This is a genomic window from Streptomyces sp. NPDC006296 (assembly GCF_040613235.1).
Lineage (GTDB): Bacteria > Actinomycetota > Actinomycetes > Streptomycetales > Streptomycetaceae > Streptomyces.
In genome coordinates, this window is sequence record NZ_JBEXRT010000008.1 from 95,544 (window position 1) to 118,886 (window position 23,343).

The 23,343-nt window shown below is 72.1% G+C and carries 24 protein-coding genes and 1 pseudogene; 12 read left to right on the forward strand and 13 right to left on the reverse strand.

Annotation, left to right across the window (positions count from 1 at the left end; translation table 11 throughout):
- Positions 1 to 18: 18 nt before the first annotated feature.
- Entirely contained in the window at positions 19 to 633 is a 615-nt protein-coding gene (thpR, locus tag ABZ172_RS08045; protein ID WP_356881357.1) for an RNA 2',3'-cyclic phosphodiesterase, read from the forward strand.
- Between the two features lie 343 nt (positions 634 to 976).
- Here the strand turns inward: thpR and ABZ172_RS08050 are convergent, their stop codons facing one another.
- Entirely contained in the window at positions 977 to 1,426 is a 450-nt protein-coding gene (locus tag ABZ172_RS08050; RefSeq protein ID WP_356881359.1) for a spore-associated protein, read from the reverse strand.
- A 333-nt stretch (positions 1,427 to 1,759) separates the two neighbouring features.
- On the opposite strand from ABZ172_RS08050, the gene ABZ172_RS08055 reads away from it, so the two are divergent.
- Positions 1,760 to 2,320, forward strand: a complete 561-nt coding sequence (locus ABZ172_RS08055) for a TerB family tellurite resistance protein (protein ID WP_356881361.1) — start codon at positions 1,760 to 1,762, stop codon at positions 2,318 to 2,320.
- Between the two features lie 397 nt (positions 2,321 to 2,717).
- On the opposite strand, the gene ABZ172_RS08060 is transcribed toward ABZ172_RS08055, so the two are convergent.
- Complete coding sequence (locus ABZ172_RS08060) at positions 2,718 to 3,134, reverse strand: DUF393 domain-containing protein (protein ID WP_356881363.1); 417 nt, start codon at positions 3,132 to 3,134, stop codon at positions 2,718 to 2,720.
- 437 nt (positions 3,135 to 3,571) lie between these two features.
- Here ABZ172_RS08060 and bla point away from each other — a divergent pair, with 437 nt between their 5' ends.
- Positions 3,572 to 4,501: a class A beta-lactamase gene (gene bla / locus ABZ172_RS08065; protein ID WP_356881365.1), complete on the forward strand. Its 930-nt coding sequence runs from the start codon at positions 3,572 to 3,574 to the stop codon at positions 4,499 to 4,501.
- 190 nt (positions 4,502 to 4,691) lie between these two features.
- On the opposite strand, the gene ABZ172_RS08070 is transcribed toward bla, so the two are convergent.
- Both ABZ172_RS08070 and hemC read right to left on the reverse strand, forming a co-directional pair.
- A complete protein-coding gene (locus ABZ172_RS08070) occupies positions 4,692 to 5,078 on the reverse strand; it encodes a VOC family protein (RefSeq protein ID WP_356881367.1) in 387 nt (128 codons plus the stop codon).
- A gap of 324 nt (positions 5,079 to 5,402) precedes the next feature.
- On the reverse strand, positions 5,403 to 6,338 hold the full coding sequence (gene hemC / locus ABZ172_RS08075) for a hydroxymethylbilane synthase (RefSeq protein ID WP_356881369.1): 936 nt from the start codon (positions 6,336 to 6,338) through the stop codon (positions 5,403 to 5,405).
- Between the two features lie 397 nt (positions 6,339 to 6,735).
- Between hemC and ABZ172_RS08080 the strand changes: the two genes are divergently transcribed.
- The gene (locus tag ABZ172_RS08080) at positions 6,736 to 7,551 is read left to right on the forward strand and encodes an SAM-dependent methyltransferase (protein ID WP_356881370.1); all 816 of its coding nucleotides are present in this window, start codon (positions 6,736 to 6,738) and stop codon (positions 7,549 to 7,551) included.
- A 44-nt stretch (positions 7,552 to 7,595) separates the two neighbouring features.
- Here ABZ172_RS08080 and ABZ172_RS08085 read toward each other — a convergent pair whose 3' ends face one another.
- The gene (locus ABZ172_RS08085; RefSeq protein WP_356881372.1) at positions 7,596 to 8,504 is read right to left on the reverse strand and encodes a helix-turn-helix transcriptional regulator; all 909 of its coding nucleotides are present in this window, start codon (positions 8,502 to 8,504) and stop codon (positions 7,596 to 7,598) included.
- 108 nt (positions 8,505 to 8,612) lie between these two features.
- The gene (locus ABZ172_RS08090) at positions 8,613 to 8,849 is read right to left on the reverse strand and encodes a DUF397 domain-containing protein (protein WP_356881374.1); all 237 of its coding nucleotides are present in this window, start codon (positions 8,847 to 8,849) and stop codon (positions 8,613 to 8,615) included.
- 197 nt (positions 8,850 to 9,046) lie between these two features.
- On the opposite strand from ABZ172_RS08090, the pseudogene ABZ172_RS08095 reads away from it, so the two are divergent.
- Positions 9,047 to 9,532 (forward strand): annotated as a pseudogene (locus tag ABZ172_RS08095) (ATP-binding protein); the annotation flags it as partial.
- A 38-nt stretch (positions 9,533 to 9,570) separates the two neighbouring features.
- Here ABZ172_RS08095 and ABZ172_RS08100 read toward each other — a convergent pair.
- From ABZ172_RS08100 to ABZ172_RS08110, 3 genes are all read right to left on the reverse strand, one after another.
- Positions 9,571 to 10,203: an SGNH/GDSL hydrolase family protein gene (locus ABZ172_RS08100; protein WP_356881376.1), complete on the reverse strand. Its 633-nt coding sequence runs from the start codon at positions 10,201 to 10,203 to the stop codon at positions 9,571 to 9,573.
- Positions 10,204 to 10,312: 109 nt separating this feature from the next.
- The gene (locus ABZ172_RS08105) at positions 10,313 to 10,456 is read right to left on the reverse strand and encodes a hypothetical protein (RefSeq protein WP_356881378.1); all 144 of its coding nucleotides are present in this window, start codon (positions 10,454 to 10,456) and stop codon (positions 10,313 to 10,315) included.
- A gap of 276 nt (positions 10,457 to 10,732) precedes the next feature.
- Positions 10,733 to 11,143, reverse strand: a complete 411-nt coding sequence (locus ABZ172_RS08110; protein ID WP_356881380.1) for an organic hydroperoxide resistance protein — start codon at positions 11,141 to 11,143, stop codon at positions 10,733 to 10,735.
- 109 nt (positions 11,144 to 11,252) lie between these two features.
- On the opposite strand from ABZ172_RS08110, the gene ABZ172_RS08115 reads away from it, so the two are divergent.
- From ABZ172_RS08115 to ABZ172_RS08125, 3 genes are all read left to right on the forward strand, one after another.
- Positions 11,253 to 11,732: a MarR family transcriptional regulator gene (locus tag ABZ172_RS08115; RefSeq protein WP_356881382.1), complete on the forward strand. Its 480-nt coding sequence runs from the start codon at positions 11,253 to 11,255 to the stop codon at positions 11,730 to 11,732.
- Between the two features lie 97 nt (positions 11,733 to 11,829).
- Entirely contained in the window at positions 11,830 to 12,660 is an 831-nt protein-coding gene (locus ABZ172_RS08120) for a PP2C family protein-serine/threonine phosphatase (protein ID WP_356881384.1), read from the forward strand.
- 64 nt (positions 12,661 to 12,724) lie between these two features.
- Positions 12,725 to 13,684, forward strand: coding sequence for an MASE1 domain-containing protein (locus ABZ172_RS08125; RefSeq protein WP_356881386.1), 960 nt, complete (start codon positions 12,725 to 12,727; stop codon positions 13,682 to 13,684).
- 124 nt (positions 13,685 to 13,808) lie between these two features.
- Here ABZ172_RS08125 and ABZ172_RS08130 read toward each other — a convergent pair whose 3' ends face one another.
- The gene (locus ABZ172_RS08130; RefSeq protein ID WP_356881388.1) at positions 13,809 to 15,101 is read right to left on the reverse strand and encodes an FAD-binding protein; all 1,293 of its coding nucleotides are present in this window, start codon (positions 15,099 to 15,101) and stop codon (positions 13,809 to 13,811) included.
- Between the two features lie 324 nt (positions 15,102 to 15,425).
- Between ABZ172_RS08130 and ABZ172_RS08135 the strand changes: the two genes are divergently transcribed.
- From ABZ172_RS08135 to ABZ172_RS08145, 3 genes are all read left to right on the forward strand, one after another.
- Positions 15,426 to 15,620, forward strand: a complete 195-nt coding sequence (locus tag ABZ172_RS08135) for an antitoxin (RefSeq protein WP_356881390.1) — start codon at positions 15,426 to 15,428, stop codon at positions 15,618 to 15,620.
- A 209-nt stretch (positions 15,621 to 15,829) separates the two neighbouring features.
- Positions 15,830 to 17,419, forward strand: a complete 1,590-nt coding sequence (locus ABZ172_RS08140; RefSeq protein WP_356881392.1) for a sigma-70 family RNA polymerase sigma factor — start codon at positions 15,830 to 15,832, stop codon at positions 17,417 to 17,419.
- A 146-nt stretch (positions 17,420 to 17,565) separates the two neighbouring features.
- A complete protein-coding gene (locus ABZ172_RS08145; protein WP_356881394.1) occupies positions 17,566 to 19,401 on the forward strand; it encodes an FUSC family protein in 1,836 nt (611 codons plus the stop codon).
- Between the two features lie 130 nt (positions 19,402 to 19,531).
- Here the strand turns inward: ABZ172_RS08145 and ABZ172_RS08150 are convergent, their stop codons facing one another.
- The 3 genes from ABZ172_RS08150 to ABZ172_RS08160 all read right to left on the reverse strand — a co-directional run bounded on the left by ABZ172_RS08150 (position 19,532) and on the right by ABZ172_RS08160 (position 22,375).
- Positions 19,532 to 19,873 (reverse strand): hypothetical protein, encoded by a 342-nt coding sequence (locus ABZ172_RS08150; protein ID WP_356881396.1) that lies wholly within the window; start codon positions 19,871 to 19,873, stop codon positions 19,532 to 19,534.
- 35 nt (positions 19,874 to 19,908) lie between these two features.
- The gene (gene ctaD, locus ABZ172_RS08155; protein ID WP_356881398.1) at positions 19,909 to 21,639 is read right to left on the reverse strand and encodes a cytochrome c oxidase subunit I; all 1,731 of its coding nucleotides are present in this window, start codon (positions 21,637 to 21,639) and stop codon (positions 19,909 to 19,911) included.
- A 184-nt stretch (positions 21,640 to 21,823) separates the two neighbouring features.
- Positions 21,824 to 22,375, reverse strand: a complete 552-nt coding sequence (locus ABZ172_RS08160) for a GH25 family lysozyme (RefSeq protein ID WP_356881400.1) — start codon at positions 22,373 to 22,375, stop codon at positions 21,824 to 21,826.
- 301 nt (positions 22,376 to 22,676) lie between these two features.
- Here ABZ172_RS08160 and ABZ172_RS08165 point away from each other — a divergent pair, with 301 nt between their 5' ends.
- Positions 22,677 to 23,222, forward strand: a complete 546-nt coding sequence (locus tag ABZ172_RS08165; RefSeq protein WP_356881402.1) for an SRPBCC family protein — start codon at positions 22,677 to 22,679, stop codon at positions 23,220 to 23,222.
- Positions 23,223 to 23,343: the final 121 nt, after the last annotated feature.

A 23,343-nucleotide genomic window follows, 5' to 3' on the forward strand; every position in this document is an offset into this window, starting at 1 on the left:
CCGCAGCCCGGCACCGGCATGCGGTACGAAGTCGGTGTGAACGAAGAGACTCGGCCCGCGACCGTTCGCGTGTTCATCGCCCTCGCCCCGCCCGACCGGGCGAAGGACGAGCTGGCCAGGGAACTGCGCCCCGCCTACGACACGCACCCGCACGTCCGGTGGAACCGGATCGAGGACTGGCACATCACGCTGGCGTTCCTCGGCGAGCTGCCGGTCGACTCCGTTCAGCTGCTGCGTGCCCCGCTCGCCCGTATCGCCTCGGAGCACCGGCCGCCCCGTCTCGCACTGCGGGGCGGTGGCACCTTCGACGACCGGGTCCTGTGGACCGGGATCGACGGGGACCTCGACCAGTTGCACCGGCTCGCCACCGATGTGCGCACCGCGGTGCGCGACTGCGGGATCGCCTTCGAGGAACGGCCGCTGCGCCCGCATCTGACCCTGGCGCGCGCCCGGCGGGGAGACCGGGCCTCCATGGCGGAACTCGCCGAGGGGATCGCCGGGTTCACCGGCGGCCGGTGGAACGCGGAGCGCCTGCACCTGGTCGGCAGCAACGCCGTGCGCGGCCCCGGACCGATCCACTACCGCGACATCGAGTCCTGGGCCCTGGCTCACGGCGACGGTCCGGAGCACTGACACGGTCGGCCGCTCCGGCCGGCCGCCCTCGCGGTCACCTCCGTGCTCCCTGGTACCTCTCCCCCGTGACCGCTCCGGATCGAGCGGACACGGCCCGGGTCTGCGGTGATCGGCTGCCGGCGATCGGTACGCCGATGATCCGGGCCGGGGTGCAGGGCGGGCAGGGACCGGGCGGTCCGCGAGCGGGCCCGGCGACAGAGACGCCACGCATGCGGACGGGCCGGGCAGACGTGCTGCCCGGCCCGCCGCCTCACCGGGCCGGGAGTCATGTCCGGCCGAGCGAGGGAGGAAGCCCCGGTACCGTGTCCGTGCTCATGCCCTCGCGGTGGACGAGGGCCACGGGTCAGCGGATCTCGGTGGTCCGCTGCTCCTTGAGGGCGGCGCAGTTGGAGTTCTCCACCGACACGTAGACGTTGCCGATGCTGCCGCCCCAGCTCACGCAGTACCCCTTGCCGTAGACGTAGCCCGGTCCGGCGTACGAGGTGTAGCTGCCGTCGTCCCCGGCCCACTCGTCGGTGGCGGGGATGTAGATGTACGCGGACATCGACTTGGCCGCACCCGGGTTGGTCCTGATGGTGGCGACGCAGTTCTTGCCGTTGGCGGAGTTGTACGTCAGGTAGACGGTGCCCAGCGAGCCGACGGGGGCCGAGTTCACGGTCTTGTAGGCCTTGCCGCAGACACCCTGCGGTGTGACGTTCGGCGCGGCGGAGGCCGTCGCACCGAAGGCGGCCGTGCCGCCCACGAGCAGTGCGGTGGCCGCCCCGACAGCCGCGACATTACGTGCAGTTCGCATATTTCCCCCTTGTGTATCGAGGAGTGGTTTACTCCCACTTGATATGACCGTCCATCGACGCGGATGGTTGCACCGCACCGACGGCGAGACTCCGGACGATCACCGCAGGGGCCGCGCAGCCACCGGATACCGGCGAGCCGAACACCCGCCGCACGGTCGGGAATTCCGGGCATCAGCCCCGGCATCACGCCGGACTCCCCCGGAGCGCGCCCCCCTCGGCGGCAGGGATCCACCAGTCCGCACTTTGCGGAACCTTTACCTTTGGCGGGCCGTTGACCGGGGGAGCGCACGAGCGCACGACCGACCACTCAGACGAAGACCGAGGTGACCTCGATGGCAGTGTGGGACCGGCTCAAGGATCAGGCGAGGACTCTGCAGCAGGGCCAGGGCGGGCGCGGGCCGGGGGCAGGGCGAAGCCCCGGACAGGGCTCCGGGCAGAGCTCCGGTGGCGGTTCGCGCGCCCAGTTGGTCAGCACGCTCAAGTCGCAGCTCGCCTCGCTCAAGACGGAGCTCAAGAGCGGCGGGTACCGTGACGCCAGCATGGCGATGTGCGCGCTCGTGGCAGCCGCCGACGGACAGGTGGATCCCGCCGAGCGACAGCACGTGGAGTCCATGATCCTCGGCAACGACGTCCTGCAGAACTTCCCGCCGGAGCAGTTGCGTCAGCGCTTCAACAAGCATGTGGACCAGCTGTCCCTCAACTTCCAGCAGGGCAAGGCCGATGCGATGCAGGAGATCGCCAAGACCGCCAAGAAACCCACCGAGGCGCGGGCCGTGCTCCAGACGGGCATCGTGATCGCCGGGGCCGACGGCAGCTTCTCCCACGCCGAACACATGGTCCTGCGGGAGGCCTGCACGGCCCTGGGCCTCTCCCCCGCCGAGTTCCAGCTGTGATCCGGGCGCACGGCGGGCGCCCGTGACGAAGCGGTGAGCCGGGGCCGAGGACCGGTGCCCGCCACACCCGGACGCTCGCTGCGCACGACCGCGCGAACGGCCTCGCCGACGGCCCTCGCTCGGCCCTCAGCGGCGCGCGGGGCCGCCGGCGAGAGGGGACGTGAGGGGCAGGCCGGCGGCCGGGCGTGCGTTCGGGGTGAGGGAGGGGCCGGGGCGGGCAGAGGCTCAGGGAGACCGGGGTGCGTGAAGGCCCCGGGCCGGACACAGGCTCAGAGTGGGCAGCGCCCTGGCTTGGCCAGAGGCTCGGGGTGGGGCAAGAGTCCGGACTCCGCACCGGCGGACCGGCGGAGGGCTCCACGCGCCTCCCCGTCCTCGGCCGACGTCCGGCGGGCCGGGCTCATCGTCCGGGAGGACCCGAGGACGCCCCGGTCTGCGGCCGACGGTCCGCGGGAAGCGCGCAGGCCGGCGTCCCTCCGGGCATCCGCTCACGGTTGTTCGCGATGATCCGGTAGACCCCGTGTGCGATCCAGCGGAAAGGCGGGAGGGTGAGCACCGCCCCGGGGACGGACCAGCCTCGCCCGGTGTGCAGGAGCAGCCTGGCAACGGCCTGGACACCTCCGTGGACCGCCCCGGTCGGCGTGACCCACAGGAGCTCGTACTCCGCCCGCTCCTGGACGACACCCAGGGAGGCCAGGTCCGCGAACTGCCAGGGGGTGACCTCGCAGTGCGGCCGGAGGTGCCGTTCGGCGAACCGCACACAGGTGGTGCAGAAGGCACAGTCTCCGTCGTAGATCAGCACAGGTCGTGTTCGCATGGGCTCATCCTGCCTCAGGGGTGCGCACGCTCGGCGAGTGCCGCCGGCGAGGGGCGGTGAGACCGGCGAGCACCCGAGGCATCGGACGACCGAGCGGGGCCGCACCGTCGCACTCGCACAGGACGGGGCGAGGCGGGTGGCGCGTCAGGCGCGGGCGGAGGCAGGCACGGTGCGCACCGCACCGCACCGCACCGCACCGCACCGCACCGCACCGCACCGCACCGCACCGCACCGCACCGCACCGCACCGAGGCAGCGTGCCCCTCTCGCTCCGCGACACGGCCTTGCACCCCTATGTCCGCCGAGTGCGAAAGGTCCCGTTCTACGCTGGGGGCCCGAACGCCGTCGGTGCCAGGCCACGCCCCGTTCTCCTCAGTCTGCGGGGCGGGCCGGGGGCCGGCCGTGCATCGCCCACAGACCCAGGAAGCCGCTGCCCTCGTGTCCACGTCTCTCTCCCGCCGCGCCGCGCTCCACTCCCTCGCCGGCCTCGCAGTCCTCCCGCTCGCCGCGTGCGGGACCGTCACGCAGGCGGCCGAATCGCCGGCCACCGCAGAACCGTCGCCCTCAGCGTCCGGAGGCACCGAGCAGCGGACGAAGCGCGCGTTCCAGGAGCTGGAGCGGACGTTCGGGGCACGGCTGGGTGTCCACGCCGTCGACACGGGCAGCGGGCTGACCGTCACCCACCGCCCCGACGAGCGATTCGCCTACGCCTCGACCTGCAAGGCGCTGCTGGCCGGGGCGCTGCTGGACCGGTACACGCTGGAGCAGCTCGAACGACGGGTGCAGTACGGACGGGACGCCCTCCTCACCAATTCCCCGGTCACCGAGCAGCACGTGACCTCGGGCATGACCCTGCGGGACCTCTGCGACGCCGCTGTCCGCCACAGCGACAACACCGCGGCCAACCTCCTGTTCGCCGAGCTCGGAGGCCCCCGTGGCCTTCAGGACGCACTCGTCGGCCTGGGTGACCGCACCACACGGTGCGACCGCTACGAGACCGAGCTCAGCGAGGCGGCGCCGGGAGACACCCGCGACACCAGTACGCCTCGCGCCCTGGCCGCCGATCTGCGCGCGTACGCGCTCGGTGACGTGCTCGGTGCGGAGAAGCGGGCCGTGCTGGTCGACTGGCTCAGGCGCAACACCACCGGAGACGCGCTCATCCGGGCGGGCGCTCCCGACGGCTGGCAGGTGGGCGACAAGACGGGCACGGGCGGCTACGGCACCCGCAATGACATCGCGGTCGTCTGGCCGCCGGACTCGGCGCCGATCACGATCGCCGTACTGTCCCGCCGTTCCTCCCGGGAAGCGGAACCGCAGGACGCGCTCATCGCCCGGGCGGCGCGGGTCGCCCTCGCGGCCTTCGCCTGAGCGGCTCCGCGTCGGCCGTTCAGGTCGTGTCCGGCCGGTTCCCCTGGACCCCGAGGACCGGACGGACCTGATGCGTGCGCTCCGATGTCCGGGCGTCCCGACGACGTGGGGGCGCGACGAAGCGGGGCGCGACGAAGCGACGCGGTGCCGCGGCCGTCGTCGTGCGCCTCCGGGGATGACGGGACGGCACTCAGGGACGGAAGCGCAGCGGGTGGTCCGCGGGGACCTCGGTCACCACGATGTGATGGCCGTCGGGGTCGGCGATCCACATCTCGATCAGACCCCAGGGTTCCTGGAGCGGCGGCCGGAGGATGCGTGCCCCGCGGGCAGCCACCTCCTCGTGCGCCGCAGCGCAGTCGTCGACCTGCATCCAGAGCCTCAGCGTGTCGGTCGGCGGGACATCGGAGCGCCCCGACAGTTCGAGGAATCCCCCACCGAGGAAGTAGACCGTTCCGCGTTCGGGGCCGGTGCCGAACTCCCGGTAGACGGACAGTCCGAGGATCCGGCCGTAGAAGTCACGGGAGGCCTCCGGATCCCCGGGCCTCAGCAGAACCCTGCTGCTCAGTACGTGCACCATGACCCCGACCCTAGGGGCTGAACACCGCATCCGCCCGCGCTCGGCGGGCCCCGCCGTCCGGAGACCTCCAGCGCACCCCTGATCCGCCGCCCGGGCCCCGGGGAGACCCGCCGCCGGAGAGCCGCTCGGGAAGTCAGCCGGTCGGGAGACCGGTCCGCCAGGACGGCGCAGGGCGGGGCGTCGGGCGGCCTCCGGCCGGGCGGGGCGTCCGGGGTCGCCTCCCGGACCGGCGGGGAGGATGACGGACGTGCGCGGTCGTCGCCGCCCGCGGTACCCGGCGGGGAGGGCCGCACCGTACGGAGGTCCGGGGTGCGGGGTCCGGATTCAGTGTGCGATGGAGTCGATCAGCTCACGCGCGCCCTGCCGCAGCAGGGACACGGCCACGGAGGTCCCGAGGGTGGCGGGGTCGAGCGGGCCCGCCCACTCGTGCGCGTTCAGGACCGTCTTGCCGTCGGGGGTGAACACGCAGGCGCGCAGCGAGAGGTCGCCGTTGCGGTGGGCGGTGGCGTATCCCGCGATCGGGGAGTTGCAGTGTCCCTGCAGGACGTGGAGCAGCATGCGCTCCGCCGTGACCTCCCGGTAGGTCTCCGGGTGGTTGAGTCCGCCGACGGCCGCGATGGTCTCGGCGTCGTCCTCACGGCACTGCAGCGCGAGGACGCCGGCACCGATGGGAGGACACATCGCCTCCGGGGCGAGGACCTCGCTGATCACGTCGGGCCGGCCGATGCGGTGGAGACCCGCGACGGCCAGGAGCAGCGCGTCGGCCTCGCCCGCGGCGAGCTTCTCCAGGCGCCGGTTGGCGTTGCCGCGGAACGGGACGCACTCCAGGTGCGGGTGCGACGAGGCGAGTTGCGCCGTCCTGCGGACGGACGACGTGCCGATACGCGTGCCGTCGGGAAGCCGGTCGAGCGTGAGCCCGCCCGGGTGGACGAGGGCGTCGCGGATGTCGTCCCGCTCCAGGAACGCGGCGAACGTCGTGCCGGCGGGCAGCGGGCGGTCGGCGGGGATGTCCTTGACGCAGTGGACGGCCAGGTCCGCCTCGCCGGCGAGCAGGGCGGCGTCGACCTCCTTGGTGAAGGCGCCCTTCCCTTCGACCTTCGAGAGATCGCCCATCCACGTGTCTCCCGTGGTGCGGACGGGGACGACCTCGGTGACCGTGCCGGGGTGGAGGGCCGAGAGACCGGCCCTGACGCGCTCGACCTGGGCCAGGGCCATGGGGGAGTCACGGGAGACGATACGGATCAGTTCAGGGGCGGACATGCCGTCCACGATAGACCGCCGGGTTCGAGCCGTGGTCGTGCGACCCGGCAGGGGGGTCACATTCGGACCGTCACCACCGGGTTCCCGGGCCGGGAACGCCACCGATTTCCGGCCGCGTTGGAACGCCCCTCCCGGCCTGTCCGCAGCCGTGTCCCCGATGACGGGTTTCCGACGGCATGAGCGCTTCGAGCAGCGCAAGTTGACGTTTCGTCAGCACAAAGTGATCACTCTTGGACCATCTGATCGTCCGGAACGACCGTGTCACCCCGGCCACGGGGTGGCTGATTCACCCCCCTGTGCCCTTGCCTCACTCCCCCGAGGGCTGTCTGCCGCCCGGCTAGATCCCTAGCATGAGCGTCCTATCGACTTCACTCTCTTTTGAACCGCGAGGGGCTGGATGAGCAACGGGGACACCTCCATTCCGAAGAACATCGACGTGAACGTGCCGAGCGTCGCGCGGATGTACGACTACTACCTGGGTGGCAAGGACAACTACCCCGCCGACCGGGTCGCGTGCGAACACCTGCTGGAGCGTGTTCCGAGCACCAAGGTGCTGGCGGTGAACAACCGGAGATTCCTGCGCCGCGTGGTGCACCACATGGCCTCCGAATACGGCATACGCCAGTTCATCGACCACGGGTCCGGCCTGCCGACGCAGGACAACGTCCACCAGGTCGCCCAGCTGGTGGACCCCGGTTCCCGGGTCGTCTACGTCGACAACGACCCCATCGTCCTCGCGCACGGCAAGGCCATACTCGAGGAGAACGACCGGACCGCGGTCATCCAGGCCGACATGCGGGACACCGACGGGATCTTCGGCCACCCGGAGGTCGCCCGGCTCATAGACTTCGACGAGCCGGTCGCCGCCCTCTTCGTGTCGGTGCTGCACTGCATCCCCGACGAGGACGATCCCGCGGGGCTGGTCCGCCGGGTGGCGGAACGGCTGGCCCCCGGCAGCTTCCTCGTGGTGTGCCAGCTGGTGAGCGAGGACGCCGCCACCCGCGACTTCGTCACCGACTACATGGCGAAGAGCACCGGCAACCAGTGGGGGCGGGTGCGCCAAGAGGCCGACGTGCACGGCTTCCTGAAGGATCTGGACGTGCTGGATCCGGGCCTGGTGGAAGTGTCGACCTGGCGTCCGGACACGGATCTGGCGCCGAAGCAGGAGACCCAGGAATGGATCGAGTTCGGCGGCGTCGCCCGCAAGTGGTGAGGCCTTCGACCGGTGCCGGCCGCCCGGTGGCGAGGGGCAGGGGCTCAGCTGTAGCGGCGGAGCGCCTGCGTCAGGAGCTCCCTGCTCGCCACCGGGCTCGGTGACTGGGCGCTGAGCGAGTCGAGGATCCACCGGTACTCGTCGGTGCTCTCCGGCTTGTTGACCGACGTGGCGTTGGTCAGGTGCTCGATGTAGGCGACGTCGGGAAGCCCCTCCATCGCGAACCGCAGATAGGTGATGCCGTTGCCGGGTGAGGTGTGGGCGGTCACCTCGAAGGGCGCCACCTGCACGATCACATGGGGCAGCCGGGTCATCTCCAGCAGATGGTTCAGCTGGTCGCGCATCACCCGGGCACCGCCCGTGGGACGCATCAGCACGGCCTCGTCCAGCAGCACCCAGAGCTTCGGCGCGTCGGGGCGTTGCAGCAACCGCTGCCGCCGGAGCCTGAGTTCCACGCGGCGCCGGGTGACCTCCTCGGACTCGAGGGCATGTCCGGACCGCACCACCGCGTGGGCGTAGTCGGCCGTCTGCAGCAGGCCGGGGATGTAGTGCCCCTCGTACGTACGGATCGAGGCCGCGGCCTCCTCCAGGCCGACCAGGGGTTCGAACCAGTCCGGGAGCACGTCGGCGTAGTTGCGCCACCATCCGCGCTGCCCGGCCCTGCGCACCAGCTCGATGAACTCGGCGGTCCTGGCGGGGTCCCGCACACCGTAGAGCTCGAGGAGATCGGCGGCGTCGCGCTCCTTGCAGGGCGAGTGACCGGTCTCCATTCGGCTGATCTTCGCCGTCGAGCAGCGGATCCGGTCGGCGGCGACATCCGGTGTGATGGCCGCCTCACCGCGCATCCGCCGCAGTTGCGCGCCCAGCACGAGGCGCAGCGCCGTGGGGCTCGCACCCGTGGCCGAGGCGAGTGTCGGCCTCCGTGCGGGCTGAAGCGGTTCGATGCCGGGCATGCGGACTCCTGAGGACGGACGTCGTGACGCCAGTGTGCCATCAGGAGCCCCGGAAAGGCCCGGCCGTTGCGAGAGTTCCGTTCCTTTTCGGCCTGGGGCGCGGTGAGTTCAGCCCGCCATGGTGTCGAAGTCGCCGTCCCTCACACCTGCGAGGAACGCGCGCACCTCGGCGCTGGTGTAGACGAGCGCCGGGCCCTCGGGGAACCGGGAGTTGCGGACGGCCACGTCACCGCCGGGGAGCAGGGCCATCTCCACGCAGTTCCCGCTGGGATTGCTGTGGTGGCTCTTCCTCCACTCCACGCCGGACAGGGAGTTGGCGGGTACGCCGTTGTCGATGTGCTGCATGCGGTCCATTCCTTCTCGTAGCGCGGGCACGACCTGGTGCGTCACCAGGGCGGATGCCGGTGAACAGTTGTCCGTTGCTCACACCTCCGGGTGCAATTCCGGATGCAATTGCACTGCGTGCGCGGACGGCGAGGATACTAGTGGTCATCCGGACCTCACGACACCACGTTCCGGACTTCGGCAGAGGGTGAGCGCTCATGGACGCGGAGAACACGTCACTGCACCGGACGGCGGCCCTCACCTCCTGTCCGACTCTCACCGGTGGGGATCCGCACGAGGAACTGGCGCGGGACCTGGGGATCGGGGCCCCGGGATTCACCACGCGCCGTCTGGCCGCGGATCCGGAGAGCCTGCGGCAGGCGCGGGAGTTCGTGCGCGACGCGCTCGACCACTGGGGCCTGCGCACCTGTGCGGACGACGTGGCCCTCGTGGCGGGCGAGTTGATGAGCAACGCGGTGTGCCACGGGATCCGCCCCGAGGAGGAGCAGCCCGCCCCCGCGGCGGCCCGGCTCGGACTGGCCCGTCAGGAGGGCAGTCTGGTCTGCGCGGTCACCGATCCCAGCCCCGAGGTGCCCGTGCTGCGCCGGGCCGAGGAGTGCGTCGAGCGTGGCAGGGGTCTGCGCATCATCGACGCCCTGAGCAGTTCATGGGGCTGGTCCCGGCCCACGGCTACGGGCAAGACGGTCTGGGCGCGGATCGCGGTCCCCCCGGCGCCGGAGGATCAGAGGCCCACGAGCGCCGTCCACGCCGATGCCAGCAGCCGGTGCCCGAGAGGGGTCGGGTGGACCCCGTCGCCCGCGACGGCTTCCGGGCCCCCGGCCGTACGCGCCGCCTGGTTGAGCAGCCCGTCCGCCGCCAGCAGTGCGGCATCGAACTCCTCGGCGAGCCGGCGGACCGCCTGAATCCGGGGGTCGAGGTCCTCGCGCCAGGCCCACTGCTCGTCCCGCACCGGCACGAGGAAGGGTTCGACGAGGATGAGCTGGGCGCCCGTCCTGTCACGGACCTGGGTGAGGAGGGCGCGGTAGTCGTCCTCGTACGCGCGCACCGGCGTGACGGTGCCGGAGTCGTAGCGACGCCAGGTGTCGTTCACGCCGATCAGGACGGACACGACGTCCGGTTCGAGGTCCAGGGCGTCCTCGCGCCACCGGGCGCGCAGATCGGCGATGCCGTCTCCGGCGACACCCCGGTTGAGGAAGGTGATGCCGCTGTCGGGCCGGGCGGCCCGCACGGCCTCGGCGGCCATCCGGACGTAGCCGTTGCCCAGGGGGGCGTCCGGTTCCGCCAGCCGGCCCACGTCGGTGATGCTGTCGCCCTGGAAGAGGACGGTGGCCGAGTGGTGCAGGCTGACGGTCACGCGGTACTCCGAACGGTGAGGGACCGGGGGATGCGGTGATCCTGCCCGCAAAGGCGCCCGATGATCGGGGCCGCACCCTCGGAGACACTCGCCCGGATGCGGTCGGGGGTCAGCGGGCCGGACCGAAGTCCAGCGCGCTCTCGACCTCCTGCAGCGTCTCCTCGGCCACCCGCCGCACCTCGGCCGGCACATCGCCCTGTTCTTCCACCAGACCGGCGTAGATCGGTGCGTCGGATACCTCTACGGAACTCACGTGAAACAGCCTATCGATAGGTTATGCCCGCCAATCAGCGGAAACGGGAGCCGAGTGTACGCGCTGCGCTCCGGCGGCCGGGGGCCGGTCCCCCGGAAGCGCCCACGCCCGGCACAACCTGTTGCCGCAGGCCGGGCGCCTGCGAGGCCGATCACACCCGGGAGGTGGGGCACAGAGGCCGGTGCGCCGGCCTCCGGACCCGGATGCCGGAGGTTCGGCTCCTGCCTCCCCTGCGGGACCGGCTCCCCGCCCGCAGCCGGGCGGGGAGCGGCTCCACTACTCGATGACGAGCTCGACCTCGATGTTCCCCCGCGTGGCCTTGGAGTAGGGGCAGTAGGCGTGCGTCGCCTCGACCAGGCGGCGCCCCGTCTCCCCCTCCAGCGTCTCGGGCAGTTCGACGCGCATGACGACCGCCAGGCCGAATCCCGAGTCGTCCTTGCCGATGGACACCTCGGCGGTCACCGAGACGTCCTTGGTGTCGACCTTCATCTCACGGGCGACCGAGCCCATCGCGCTGGCGAAGCACGCGGCGTACCCGGCGGCGAAGAGCTGCTCCGGGTTGGTGCCCTTGCCGTCGCCCCCGAGGGCCGGCGGCATGGCGAGGGCGAGGTCCAGCTGCCCGTCCGAGCTCACGGCCCGTCCCTCACGTCCGTTCGCGGTGGCGGCGGCGGTGTACAGCGCGTCCATGGAAGGCCTTCTCTCGTACGACGGTGACCGCGGACCGATCACCCCCAAAGAGTTGCACACAATTGAATTGTGCACAACCCAATGACGCGCGACGGGCTATCCTGGAGCCATGACGCAGACACCGCCCACCGCTCCCGGCCCGACCGCCCTGGCGGACACGGAGCTGCTCAAGCTGGACCACCAGGTCTGCTTCTCGCTGCAGGCGGCCTCCCGGGCGTTCGGGGGCGTCTACCGGGAGGCCCTGCGGGACCTGGGCCTGACCTACCCCCAGTACCTGGCGATGATGGTGCTCTGGGAGCACGGACCGCTGCCGGTGAAGACGATCGGCGAACGCCTGCACCTGGATTCGGGGACCCTGTCACCGCTGCTGAAGAGGCTGGAATCGGCCGGTCTCGTCAGGCGTGAGCGCAGCCCGGAGGACGAGAGGTCGGTCCTGGTCCACCTCACCGCGGCCGGGTCGGAGCTGCACGACCGGGCGCTGCCCGTCCCCCGGTCGATCCTCCGGGCCACGGGCCTGTCGGTCGAGGAGATCCTGACCCTCCAGGAGACCCTCAGGCGGCTCACGGCCTCCCTCGCCGAGGCGGGCTGACCCCGGCGGCCGCCTCGGCCCGTACCGCCCGCACAGCGCTCGCCGGGGCTCCTGCGCCGGAATACCATGCAGGGACCATCGCACCGCGGAGCGGCCCATGAACCGGCGTCGAACTCCCCGGTCGGCGAGCGCCGAGGACCTGCTCAGCACCCTGCAGCACCTGACCGCCCGTGCCCGGCAGGGGGTGGAGCTGCACCAGGCCCGGGTCGAGCTGGCCCAGGCTCTGCAGCGCGACATGCTGCCCGCGGCCCTGCCGGCCTTCCCCGGGCTGCGGACCGCCGCCCGGTACGCCCCCGCACGCGACGGCCTGGACATCGGGGGCGACTGGTACGACGGGTTCCTGCTGCCGGACGGTGCGCTCGGGCTGGCCATCGGCGACGTGCAGGGGCACGACGTCGAGGCCGCCGCCTTCATGGGGCAGATCCGGATCGCCATGCGCGCCATAGCGGGTTCCACGTCCGACCCCGGTGAGGTGATGGGCCGCACCAACGACCTCATCATGTCGATGAGGTCCCCCCTCTTCGCCACGTGCTCCTTCCTCCGGCTCGATCCGGTGAGCCGGGAGCTGCGGAGCGCCCGGGCGGGCCATGTCGCCGCGGTGTGGGCGACGGCCGACGGCCGCTCGGGGATCACGGACGACGCGGGCGGTCTGCCGCTCGGCGTCGAGCCGCACGAGCACTATCCCGTCACCCGGCGCGACCTGGCCGCGGCGGGCGCGTTCGTCCTGCTCACCGACGGGGTCGTCGAAGGCCCCTCGCTGACGATCGACGACGGCCTGGAGCGGGTCAGGCGGCTGGTGAGCACCCGCGCGCTCGCCGGGGCCGAGGAACTGGCGGACCAGGTGCTGGGGGCCGCCGTGCGCACGGGACACGAGGACGACGCCGCCGTCCTCGTGCTCCGGCACGGCGCCGCCGCGCGACCGGGCTGAGCGCGGGGAACCGCCGCCGCGTGTCACGACCGCCCGCCGTGACGGGCGGTGTCTCATGAGATGCGTGATCCGCAGCGAGAAGACCAGAGGCCGGGCCGTGCTCGTCCTGCAGATGCTCGGCATCGTCGTCGTCTCCTACGTGTCGGGCCGGCTCGGTCTCCTCCGGCAGGTCGAGGTGCAGAGCTCGGTCGTCACCCCCCTGTGGCCGCCCTCGGGCATCGCACTGGCCGCTCTGCTGTACCTGGGACTGCGCGTCTGGCCCGCGATCGCGGTCGGTTCCCTGTTCACGGTCGCCGCGATGAGCGACGGGCTCAGCCTCTGGGGCGTCGCCGTCGCGGCGGGGAGCACACTGGCTCCGGTGTGCTCCTTCCTCGGACTGCGCGCCGTGGGATTCCGCAAGGAGCTGGACCGGCTGCGCGACGGGGTCGCCCTGGTCTTCCTGGGGGCCCTCGGCGGCATGGTGATCAGCGCCACCGCGGGTGCGGGCGTCCAGATGCTGAGCGGCGGCCTGTCCCCGTCCCACTTCTGGCCCGTCTGGTCCGCCTGGTGGGCGGGCGACGCCATGGGCGTGCTCATGGTCACGCCGCTGCTGCTCGTCCTGCGGAAGGCACGCCCGCCGCGGAGGGACGACCGCTGGGCCGAGGCTCTGGCGCTCGCGGTCGTCGCGGTCGTGGTGACGGTGGTCGCGACCCGGAGTCCGCTGTCCCTGATCTATCTGGTATTCCCGGTGCTGATCTGGGCCGCGCTCCGCTTCCAACTGGCCGGGAGCGCCCCCTGCGCCCTGCTGATGTCGGTGCTGGCGATCGTCGCCGGGACGGACGCCGTCGGACCGTTCGCCGGCCGTTCGGTGCTGGAGGTCATGCTGAACCTGTGCATCTTCAACGGCTCCGTGGCACTGACCGCACTCCTGCTCGCGGCCGTCGTGACCGAGCACCACAACATCCGTCGCGAGACGGAGCTGGCCTGCGAGGAGCTGGCGGCGCTCGTGGAGGAGCTGGCACCGCGCCCACCGTCCGCGGGATGACGGACGGACGGGCCGCGCCGGGTGACCGGGCGTGAGGCGCTCGACCGTGCGGCCGGTGGCCTCCGTCGCCGGGGCAGCGGTGTCGTCGAAGGCCGCCGGACCCCCGGGACCCCGCGACGAGACGCTAGCGGCCGGTGCGCGGGAAGTGCCGTGCCAGGAAGTCGTTGCGGAACCTGCCGTCCGGGTCGAACCGTTCGGTCAGCCGCTCGAAGTCGGTGTAGTGGCCGTAGAGCTCCCGGAGCACCTCGGGCGGCGTGGTGAAGACCTTGCCCCAGTGCGGCCGGGCCGCGAAGGGCGCGAGGGCCTCCTCGACGGCCCGGAGGGCCGGGAGGACCGCCGCCGTGTCGGGGACCCAGGTGAAGTGGAACGCCACGGAGTCCCTCCCCCACGCAGGACTCAGCCACAGGTCGTCGGCGGCCACCGTCCGGATTTCCCCGATCTGGAGCAGCGGTGCGAAGTGCTGCCGGACCCGGTCCAGGGCCTCGTAGGCCGCGACGGCGTCACGGCGGTCGACGAAGTACTCCGACTGCAGCTCCTCGCCGTTGCTCGGGGTGAACTCCAGGCGGAAGTGGGGCAGCCTGGCGTGCCAGGGGCCGGGGGCGCCCTGCTGCGGTGTGCAGTGCTCGGCCGCCACACCGGGGACCGGGTGCCGTGGGCCCGGGGCGAGGGTCGCGCCGTGCCAGCGGTGCGGGACGGTGCCGGGGGTGCCTCCCTCGACGCGGCGCTTGAGCCAGACCTGGTCGATCGGGCCGCCGTGCCAGCCGGTGAAGACGCTCACGCTGTAGGCCGCGGACAGCACCTCGTCGAACCGGCCGAGCAGCTGTTCCTGCGGAAGCCCTTCGTACACCCACTGCTGGATCTCGAACGCGGGAACGAGGTCCAGGGTCAGCCGGGTCATCACTCCGAGCGCGCCCAGCGCGACCACGGCGCCGGGGAAGTCGGCGTCACCCCGCTCGACGGTCCTGATGCCGCCGTCCGCGGTGACGAGTTCCAGCGCGCTGACGGCTGCGGCCAGGGCCCGGTTCCGCACACCGGACCCGTGGGTGCCCGTCGCGCACGCGCCGGCCACGGAAATGTGGGGCAGTGAGCCGAGGTTGTGCAGCGCGAGCCCGTTGCGGTGGAGCTCGCCGGTCAGCTCCCCGAAGCGCAGCCCGGCGCTCACCGTCGCGGTGCGCGCGTCGCGGTCGACCTCGATGCGACGGGGCAGGCCGGCGACGGATATGAGCGAGCCGTCGGTGTCGGCGACGGTGTTGAAGGAGTGCCCGGTCCCCAGCGCCCTGACGGCCGTCCCGGCGGCGACGAGGTCCTGGAGCTCGGCGATCGAGGCCGGGACGTGCAGCCGCTCCGCGCCGAAGGTGATGTTGCCGGCCCAGTTCGTCCGGCGCGCGGAGGGGGCGTGCTCCGAGTGATCGATCATGCTTCGGAGCTTACGCCCGGGCTCGCACACCACGTCAGGACGGGAGCGGAGCACGCCCGTGCGGGGCGCTCAGTACGGTAGGGGCCGTCCGGACGGTGTGCGCAGATCGAGCGGGGGCGGCCCCGCCGGGGGCTGGGGTCGGCGGACGATCTGGATGCGGCCCACGGCCACCACCTCCTCCTGGTAACCCGGTATCTGCCCATCCAGCCGCCCTTCACACGTCGGGGGCCCGTCGGGCCGCCCCGCGGCGCCCGGGGATGCGGACCGGGCGATGTGCGGTGACCCTGGACGAGCGGGGGGACACCGACGCGAGGAGGATCCGCCATGTCCGCGCTGGACAAGATCAAGAACATGCTCAAGGGACACGAGGACCAGGCCGGGAAGGGCGTCGACAAGGCCGGCGACATGATCGACGACCGGACGCAGGGCAAGTACAGCAAGCACGTCGACACCGGCCAGGACAAGCTGAAGCAGCAGCTCGGCGCGGACCGCGACCCGGAGAACCCGTCCCACTCCTGATCCTCGCGGCGGCGCCGGGCGTCGCCTGCCCTTCGCAGCGGTGCCGGAACCGGTGGCGGCTCGTGCCGTCGCCGGTTCCGGCACCGGGCGCGTCCGGATCCGGGAGCGAATATCGAGCACGTGACCGGATTCCTGTTATCGTCCCCGCCGCACGGCGTCTCCCAGGTGTGGGAAATGACGGAACAGGACCCCGGAAGAGTGGGCACAGCATGGGCGAGGCACGCGAGACGGCGTTGATCAAGGCGGCGCAGAAGGGCGACGCCGAGGCGCAGGACCGGCTCGTGGCGTCCTACCTGCCGCTGGTCTACAACATCGTCGGCCGGGCGCTGAACGGCCACGCCGATGTGGACGACGTCGTCCAGGACAGTGTGCTGCGGATGGTCCGCGGGCTCCCCTCGCTGCGTTCCCCGAAGAGCTTCCGGTCCTGGCTGGTGGCCATCACCATGAACGAGATCCGCGACCACTGGCGCGAGCGGAGCACCGGGGAGAGATCCGCGGACCGGATGGAGGACGCGTACGACGTCGTCGACCCCGGGGCGGACTTCGTCGAGCTGACGATCGTCCGGCTCGGTCTGACCGGCCAGCGCCGGGAGGCCGCCGAAGCCACCCGCTGGCTGGACGAGGACGACCGTGCGCTGGTGTCGCTGTGGTGGCTGGAGACCGCGGGGGAACTGTCCCGGGCCGAGGTCGCGAACGCTCTCGACCTGTCCCCCCAGCACACCGCGGTGCGCGTCCAGCGGATGAAGGAGCGCCTGGAGGCCGCCCGGGTGGTGGTGCGCGCTCTGTCGGCGGACCCGCGCTGTGTGCTGCTGGAGGACCTGACGGTCCGGTGGGACGGTGTGCCGTCCGCACTGTGGCGCAAGCGGCTGGCGCGCCACGCCCGCGAGTGCACCGTGTGTGCGGGGCACCGGTCGGGGCTGGTCCCGGCGGACGCCCTGCTGGTGGGAATCGCGCTGGTTCCGGTGGCCGCGGCCGCCGCCGGGCCGTCGACGGAACTCCTGCCGGCGGCCTTCCTCTCCTCGGCCCCGGCCCTCGCGGGGCCCGGACGGGCCGCACGACGGCGGGACGGCGCACGGCGCCGCCGCCGCACCACGGTCGTCGCGGGGCTCGCCGCGGTGGCCGTCCTGGGCGGCGGCGGGGCCGCGGTCCATCTCTACACGGACGACGCGGACGAGGACCCGGCCACGGCGATAGCACCGCTCACCGGCCCCTCGGCGCCGGTGAGCGCTCCGCCCTCCCCCTCGGCCTCCCCCTCCTCGCCCTCCCCGTCCCCCTCGTCCGCCTCGCCGTCGCCGTCCGCCACGCCGTCCCCGTCGGCCCCCGAGCCGAAACCCGCCGGCACCACCCCGGTGAAGACTCCGAAGCCGCGTCCCCCGTCGTCGAAGCCGGCCGCCGCGCCGGAGCCCTCCTCCGCCCCGTCGGCGGCCGACGAGGTCATCGCGCTGGTCAACACCGAACGCGCGAAGGCCGGATGCGGAGCGGTCAGCGGGAACGGCCTGCTGGCGAAGGCCGCGTCGGACCACTCCGCGGACATGGTGGCGCGGGACTACTTCTCCCACACCTCGCCGGACGGCACGGACCCGGGTGCGCGCATCACCGCCGCCGGATACCGCTGGAGCACGTACGGGGAGAACATCGCGAAGGGCCAGCAGACCCCCGCGTCGGTCATGGACGCGTGGATGAACAGCGAGGGGCACCGGGCGAACATCCTCAACTGCGCCTTCAAGGAGATCGGCGTCGGCAGGGTGGACTCGTCCGGAGGGCCGGTGTGGACCCAGAACTTCGGCACCGCCCTGTGACACCCGCGATCCGGGGAACCGTCACGGCCCGGAAACGAGCGGGTAGCCCCTCCTCCATGTAAGGGCTCTACGCTGGACAGGAGCCCAGGCCGACGGCGTCCGCAGGCGACAGTCCTCCCTCCCCCGCGGACAGGAGCCCGGTTTCTGTGCCCCTTCCTGGTCTTCCGTCCTCCGATCGGCTTCCCCCGTGGCTCGCCCACGTACTGCGGACCCAGCGCGGGCCCGTCCCGTGGAACGCGGTGCTGCGCGGGGCGCTGGCCGCGCTGCCGCTGCTCGTGGCCGTGGCCGCCGGGCGGCCGGCCCTCGGCGTCCCCGCCGCCCTCGGCGCGATGCTGGCCGGCATCAACGACCGGCCCGGCAGCCGCCGGACCTCGGTCACCCGGCTCGGCCTCCCCGCGCTCGCGGGCTCGGCCGGTCTGCTGCTCGGCTCGGTGGCCGCGGAGACCGTGGGCGCCGCTCGCTCGCTCGTCGTCCTGCCGCTCGTGGTCGGACTGCTGGGGCTGGCGGCCGGGGCGATCAGCTCGACGGGCCCGGTCGCGTCCGCGTGCGGCACCCAGGTGCTGGTCGCGGTCGTGATCGGGGCGGGCATGCCGTTGCCGGAGCCCGGCCCCCTGCGCGCGCTGATGTTCCTGGCCGGTGCCGGTTGGCTGCTGCTGCTCCGGCTGGTGCTGCCCTCGCCGGGCGGTCGCGGGAGCGGACCGTACGGACTCGACGGCGAGCGCGAGGCGGTGGCCGCGGTCTACGACGCGGTGGCGGGGCTCCTGGTGGCCGCGGGCGGGCCCGGGGCCCGGGCGGCGCGGGCCGCGCTGAGTGCCGCGCTCGACCTGGCCCAGGACGCGCTGGCGGGCCCACGTCTGCGGCGGCGCGCGAGCTCTGCCGCCGAACGCCGGCTGCACGCGCGGTACGCGGCGGCGTTCCCGCTCGCCGAGGCCGCGACCGCGCTGGCCTGGGCCGGTGTCCCGGTGCCGGAGAGAGTCGCGGAGGGACCCCGCAGGCTGGCCGCCGCCGTCCGGGACGGTGCGGCCTGCGGAGCCCTCTCGGCGCCGGCCCGCACGGACGCCGGGCTGAGGGCCCTGGACGACGCCCTGCTGCGGGCCGCCGCGGTGTTCGACCGTCCCACCGGGACGGTGCCGGGCAGCCGCCCGCGGGAGACGGACGCGTCGGTCCTGAGCCGGGCGTGGAGTCCGGCCGGGCTGGAGTACGGGCTCAGGGTCGCGGTGTGCTGCGCGACGAGCACGGTCCTGGCGCAGTGGCTGCACCACGAGCACTGGTACTGGCTGCCCGCCACCACCGTCTTCCTGGTGAAGCCCGATCTGGGACCGCTGGCCTCGCGGGTGCTGTGCCGGGCGGTGGGCACGGTGGCGGGCGCCGCGGTCTTCGGGGCCCTGGCCGTGCTGATGTCCGGTCCGCTGCCCGCCGTCGCGACGGTGGCCCTGTGCGGAGCGCTGCTTCCGGTCGCGACCCGTCACTTCGCGGTGCAGACGGCGGTGGTCACGGTGCTCGTGCTGTCCCTCGTCCTGCTGGGCGGCGAGCCGGCCGCGTCGTGGGGCCGGATCGTGGAGTCCCTCCTCGCGTGCGGGACGGTGCTGCTGGTCGGGCACCTGCCGCTGCCGGGCCGGCGGGGCCACGGTGTCCGGGCGGCACTGGACACGGCGGTGGGGGCGGCGCACCGCTACCTGGGGCACGTCCTGGACGCGCCGGAGGACCGGGCACGCAGAGGGGCGCTCCGCCGAGACGCCTACCGGTCACTGGCGAAGGCGCGCTCGGCCATCGAACTCTCGGCAGCCGAACTCCCGCCGGTGGCACGGCACTCCGCCGGGTCGGAGGGGGTGGCGGGCGCGTTGGAGCGGCTCATCGACACCACGACGGCGTGTGCGGTGCACCTGGACCGTCCGACGGCCGAACTGCCCCCGGCGCACGCCGAACTGCTCGCCGCGCAGCTCTCCGAGCTCGACCGGGCCCGGGCGGTTCCCGCGGGCTGAACGTCCCCCGGGGCGGTGCGCGACCGCCCGTCCGGGCGTGACCGGGGGCGCGGCGGGGCGGCGCCCGTCCCGGCCGTGACACGGCTCGCCCCGGGCACCCGGACGGCGGTCCGGGTGCCCGGGGCAGGGGTCAGCGGCCGATCAGGGCGAAGGCGGCGCAGGTACCGGCAGCCGCGCCGACGGTCAGGACCGACAGCGCGACACAGCGGGCCCTGAGCCGGTCGTAGCGTGCGGTGTACTCGCCCCGGAGCTCCACGGCGCGGCCGGCGATCCTGGTGAGCGTCTGCCGGCAGACCTCCACCCGGTCGGCCACGTAGATCCGCTCGACGTCGTCCCGCTGGGCGGTGGTCAGCCAGGGCAGGGAGTCCGTGAACCTGCGGGCCTGCCGGCGGGCCTCCTCGATCTCGGCGTTCCAGAGCAGATAGCCCTCCATCTGGGCCAGGCCCCGTGCGCTCTCCTTCTCCTGCTCCATGCGGCCCTCCTCTCCTCGAACCGTGCCACCGGGCCCTATTCCTGCTTGTCCCCGGGAGCCACCGTGACGGATTCATGGGGCCGGTTGGTCGCGTCCTCCAGGGCGCGGATCGAGGGATAGTGCAGATCGAACGCGGGCGATTCGGAACGGATCCGGGGAAGCGTCAGGAAGTTGTGCCGCGGCGGCGGGCAGGACGTCGCCCACTCCAGCGAACGGCCGTAGCCCCACGGGTCGTCGACCTCGATCTTCTTGCCGTACTTGGCGGTCTTCCAGACGTTGTACACGAACGGCAGCATCGACAGCCCCAGGAGGAACGAGGCGACGGTCGAGACCGTGTTCAGGGCGGTGAAGCCGTCGGCGGCGAGGTAGTCCGCGTACCGCCGCGGCATGCCCTCGGCGCCCAGCCAGTGCTGCACCAGGAACGTGCCGTGGAAACCGAAGAAGAGCGTCCAGAAGGTCATCTTGCCGAGCCGCTCGTCCAGCATCTTGCCGGTGAACTTCGGCCACCAGAAGTGGAATCCGGCGAACATCGCGAAGACCACGGTGCCGAAGACGACGTAGTGGAAGTGCGCCACGACGAAGTACGAGTCCGAGACGTGGAAGTCCAGCGGCGGCGAGGCCAGGATGACGCCGGTCAGACCACCGAAGAGAAAGGTGACCAGGAAGCCGACCGACCAGAGCATCGGTGTCTCGAAGGACAAGGAGCCCTTCCACATCGTGCCGATCCAGTTGAAGAACTTCACCCCGGTGGGCACCGCGATGAGGAACGTCATGAAGGAGAAGAACGGCAGCAGCACCCCGCCGGTGACGTACATGTGGTGCGCCCACACCGTCACCGAGAGGCCGGCGATGGCGATCGTCGCACTGATCAGACCGATGTAACCGAAGATCGGCTTGCGGCTGAACACCGGGATGATCTCGGAAACGATGCCGAAGAACGGCAACGCGATGATGTACACCTCGGGATGGCCGAAGAACCAGAACAGGTGCTGCCAGAGGAGCGCACCGCCATTGGCCGGATCGAACACGAGTGCGCCGAATTTACGGTCGACCTCCAGCGCGAAGAGCGCGGCGGCGAGGACCGGGAAGGCCAGCAGGACCAGGACACCGGTCAGCAGGACGTTCCAGGTGAAGATCGGCATGCGGAACATCGTCATGCCGGGGGCGCGCATGCAGATGATCGTGGTGATGAAGTTGACCGAGCCGAGGATCGTGCCGAAGCCGGAGAACGCCAGACCCATGATCCACAGGTCGGCGCCGACGCCCGGCGAGCGGACCGCGTCGGTGAGCGGGGAGTAGGCGAACCAGCCGAAGTCGGCCGCACCCTGCGGGGTCAGGAAGCCCGCGACGGCGATCAGCGAGCCGAAGAGGTACAGCCAGTACGCGAACATGTTCAGCCGCGGGAACGCCACGTCGGGCGCGCCGATCTGGAGCGGCATGATCCAGTTCGCGAACCCGGCGAACAGCGGCGTCGCGAACATCAGCAGCATGATCGTGCCGTGCATCGTGAACGCCTGGTTGTACTGCTCGTTCGACATGATCTGGGTGCCCGGGCGGGCCAGCTCGGCACGCATGACGAGGGCCAGGACGCCGCCGACGAGGAAGAAGGCGAACGAGGTGGAGAGGTACATCGTGCCGATGGTCTTGTGGTCGGTGGTGGTCAGCCATCTGATGACCACGTTCCCCGGCCGCCTGCGACGGACGGGCAGTTCGTCCTGGTAGGCGTCATCGGCCTCCGCCGATAGTGAGGGACCCCTCGTCGTCACTGCGGCACTCCTTCGGTCGACGGCCGACTGCGGACTCGGCGACCAGGATGGACTCCCGCGGTGACCACGGCAGGTCATCTCCGTGCGCACTGCACGGGTGGCTGGCAAAGGACACTCCACTGGCCGAAGGGCCCGGTGCCCGCGTTGACGCGCGCAGCGTGTTCCCGGGCCCCCGGCCGCCGGGTCAGACCGTGGCCCAGGCCCGCATCTCCTTCCGCGAGGAGAAGTCGGCGACGTTCCTGTCGAGGGGCTGGTCCGTGTACTGGTGAATGCGCCAGGATGCCTCGATCCGGGGCGCGGCCGGCTTGCCGTAATCGGCGATCCAGAGCCCGTCACCGGCGTAGGAAGTCGTGTCGTGGTTGATCCAGAAGGTGCGGTTGCAGTAGAGCAGGACCCGGTGGTGCGGCCGCAGCCTCTTCACCTCCCGGATGAATCGGTCCTTGTCCGCGTTGCTCGCGCGGGTGCCCTCGCCCGTCTGCTCCCAGTCGACGGCGAGGAGGTCGCCCTCACGCTCCGGAGTCTTCTCCAGGAAGTACTTCGCCTGGTCCTTCGGATCTCCGGGCCAGAGGAAGTGGTAGAAGCCGAGGACGCACTCGGCGTCCCTGACCTGCTTCGCCTGGTTCTCCAGCCGTGGATTGACGTAGGAGCGGCCCTCGGTCGCCTTGACGAAGACGAAGTCCAGGCCTTCCGTGCCGAAATCCGTCTGATAGGCACTGACGTCGACGCCCTGCAGCACGGGCACCACCTCCACGGGGGCCTTGCGGTTCTGTTACCGCTCCCCAATCTGCCCCGTCGGCCCCTGCCCATCCGTCCCCTCGGTGAAGAACCGATTCATCGCAGAGGAAATGCGTCCGCTCGGGCGGGGGCGGTGATGCGGTCCGGCCGGGCCCACCGGTGCGGACCGCCCGGGTCCGGTGTCCGGGTGGTTGCTGCGTGTACGACACACTGTCCGACGAACCAGTACCGCCGGACCGTCCGCAGATGATCCGCCCGGCTCGTGGCAGATGCCCGGCCGGCCGGAGGCAAGGAGACTTCTGATGCCTCGCACGATGTCCGTATCGGACAGCATCCTCATCCGCGCGGCCCCGAGGGCCGTGTACGCGGAACTGAGCGATCCCACCGCCATGGGCCGCTGGAGTCCGGAGAACAAGGGCGCGAACGTGCTCGGGGAACAGCGGGGCGCCCATGTCGGCATGGTCTTCGAGGGGCGGAACGAACGCGGCTCCTTCCGGTGGACGACGAAGTGCACGGTGACGGCCGCCGATCCGGGTGAGCGGTTCGCCTTCCGCGTGCACGCGATAGGGGCGAGGCGCCCGTTCCTGCCCGGGGCGATCGCACTCTGGGAGTACCGGTTCGAGGACGTCGACGGCTCCACGCGGGTCACGGAGACCTGGACGGACAACCGGCGGTCGTGGCCCGACTTCCTGGCCAACGCCTTCGACCGGGTCGCGACACGGGGGCACACCTTCGCCGAGTTCCAGCGCGGGAACATCCGGACGACGCTGGAGCGGCTCAAAGCGGCGTTGGAGCGGGAGGACCCGGAGAAGGACGGCGGGGTGCAGGACGGGCCGCCCCTCGGGTGAGGTGTGCGGCGCAGCCTCACCGTGGGTACGCCGGTGGGGCCGGGCCGTCGTCGCGCGGCACGCGGTACCGCCCGCTCGGAGGGGCACCGCCACCGCCCCGGCGTGGCGGCCCGGGAGCATG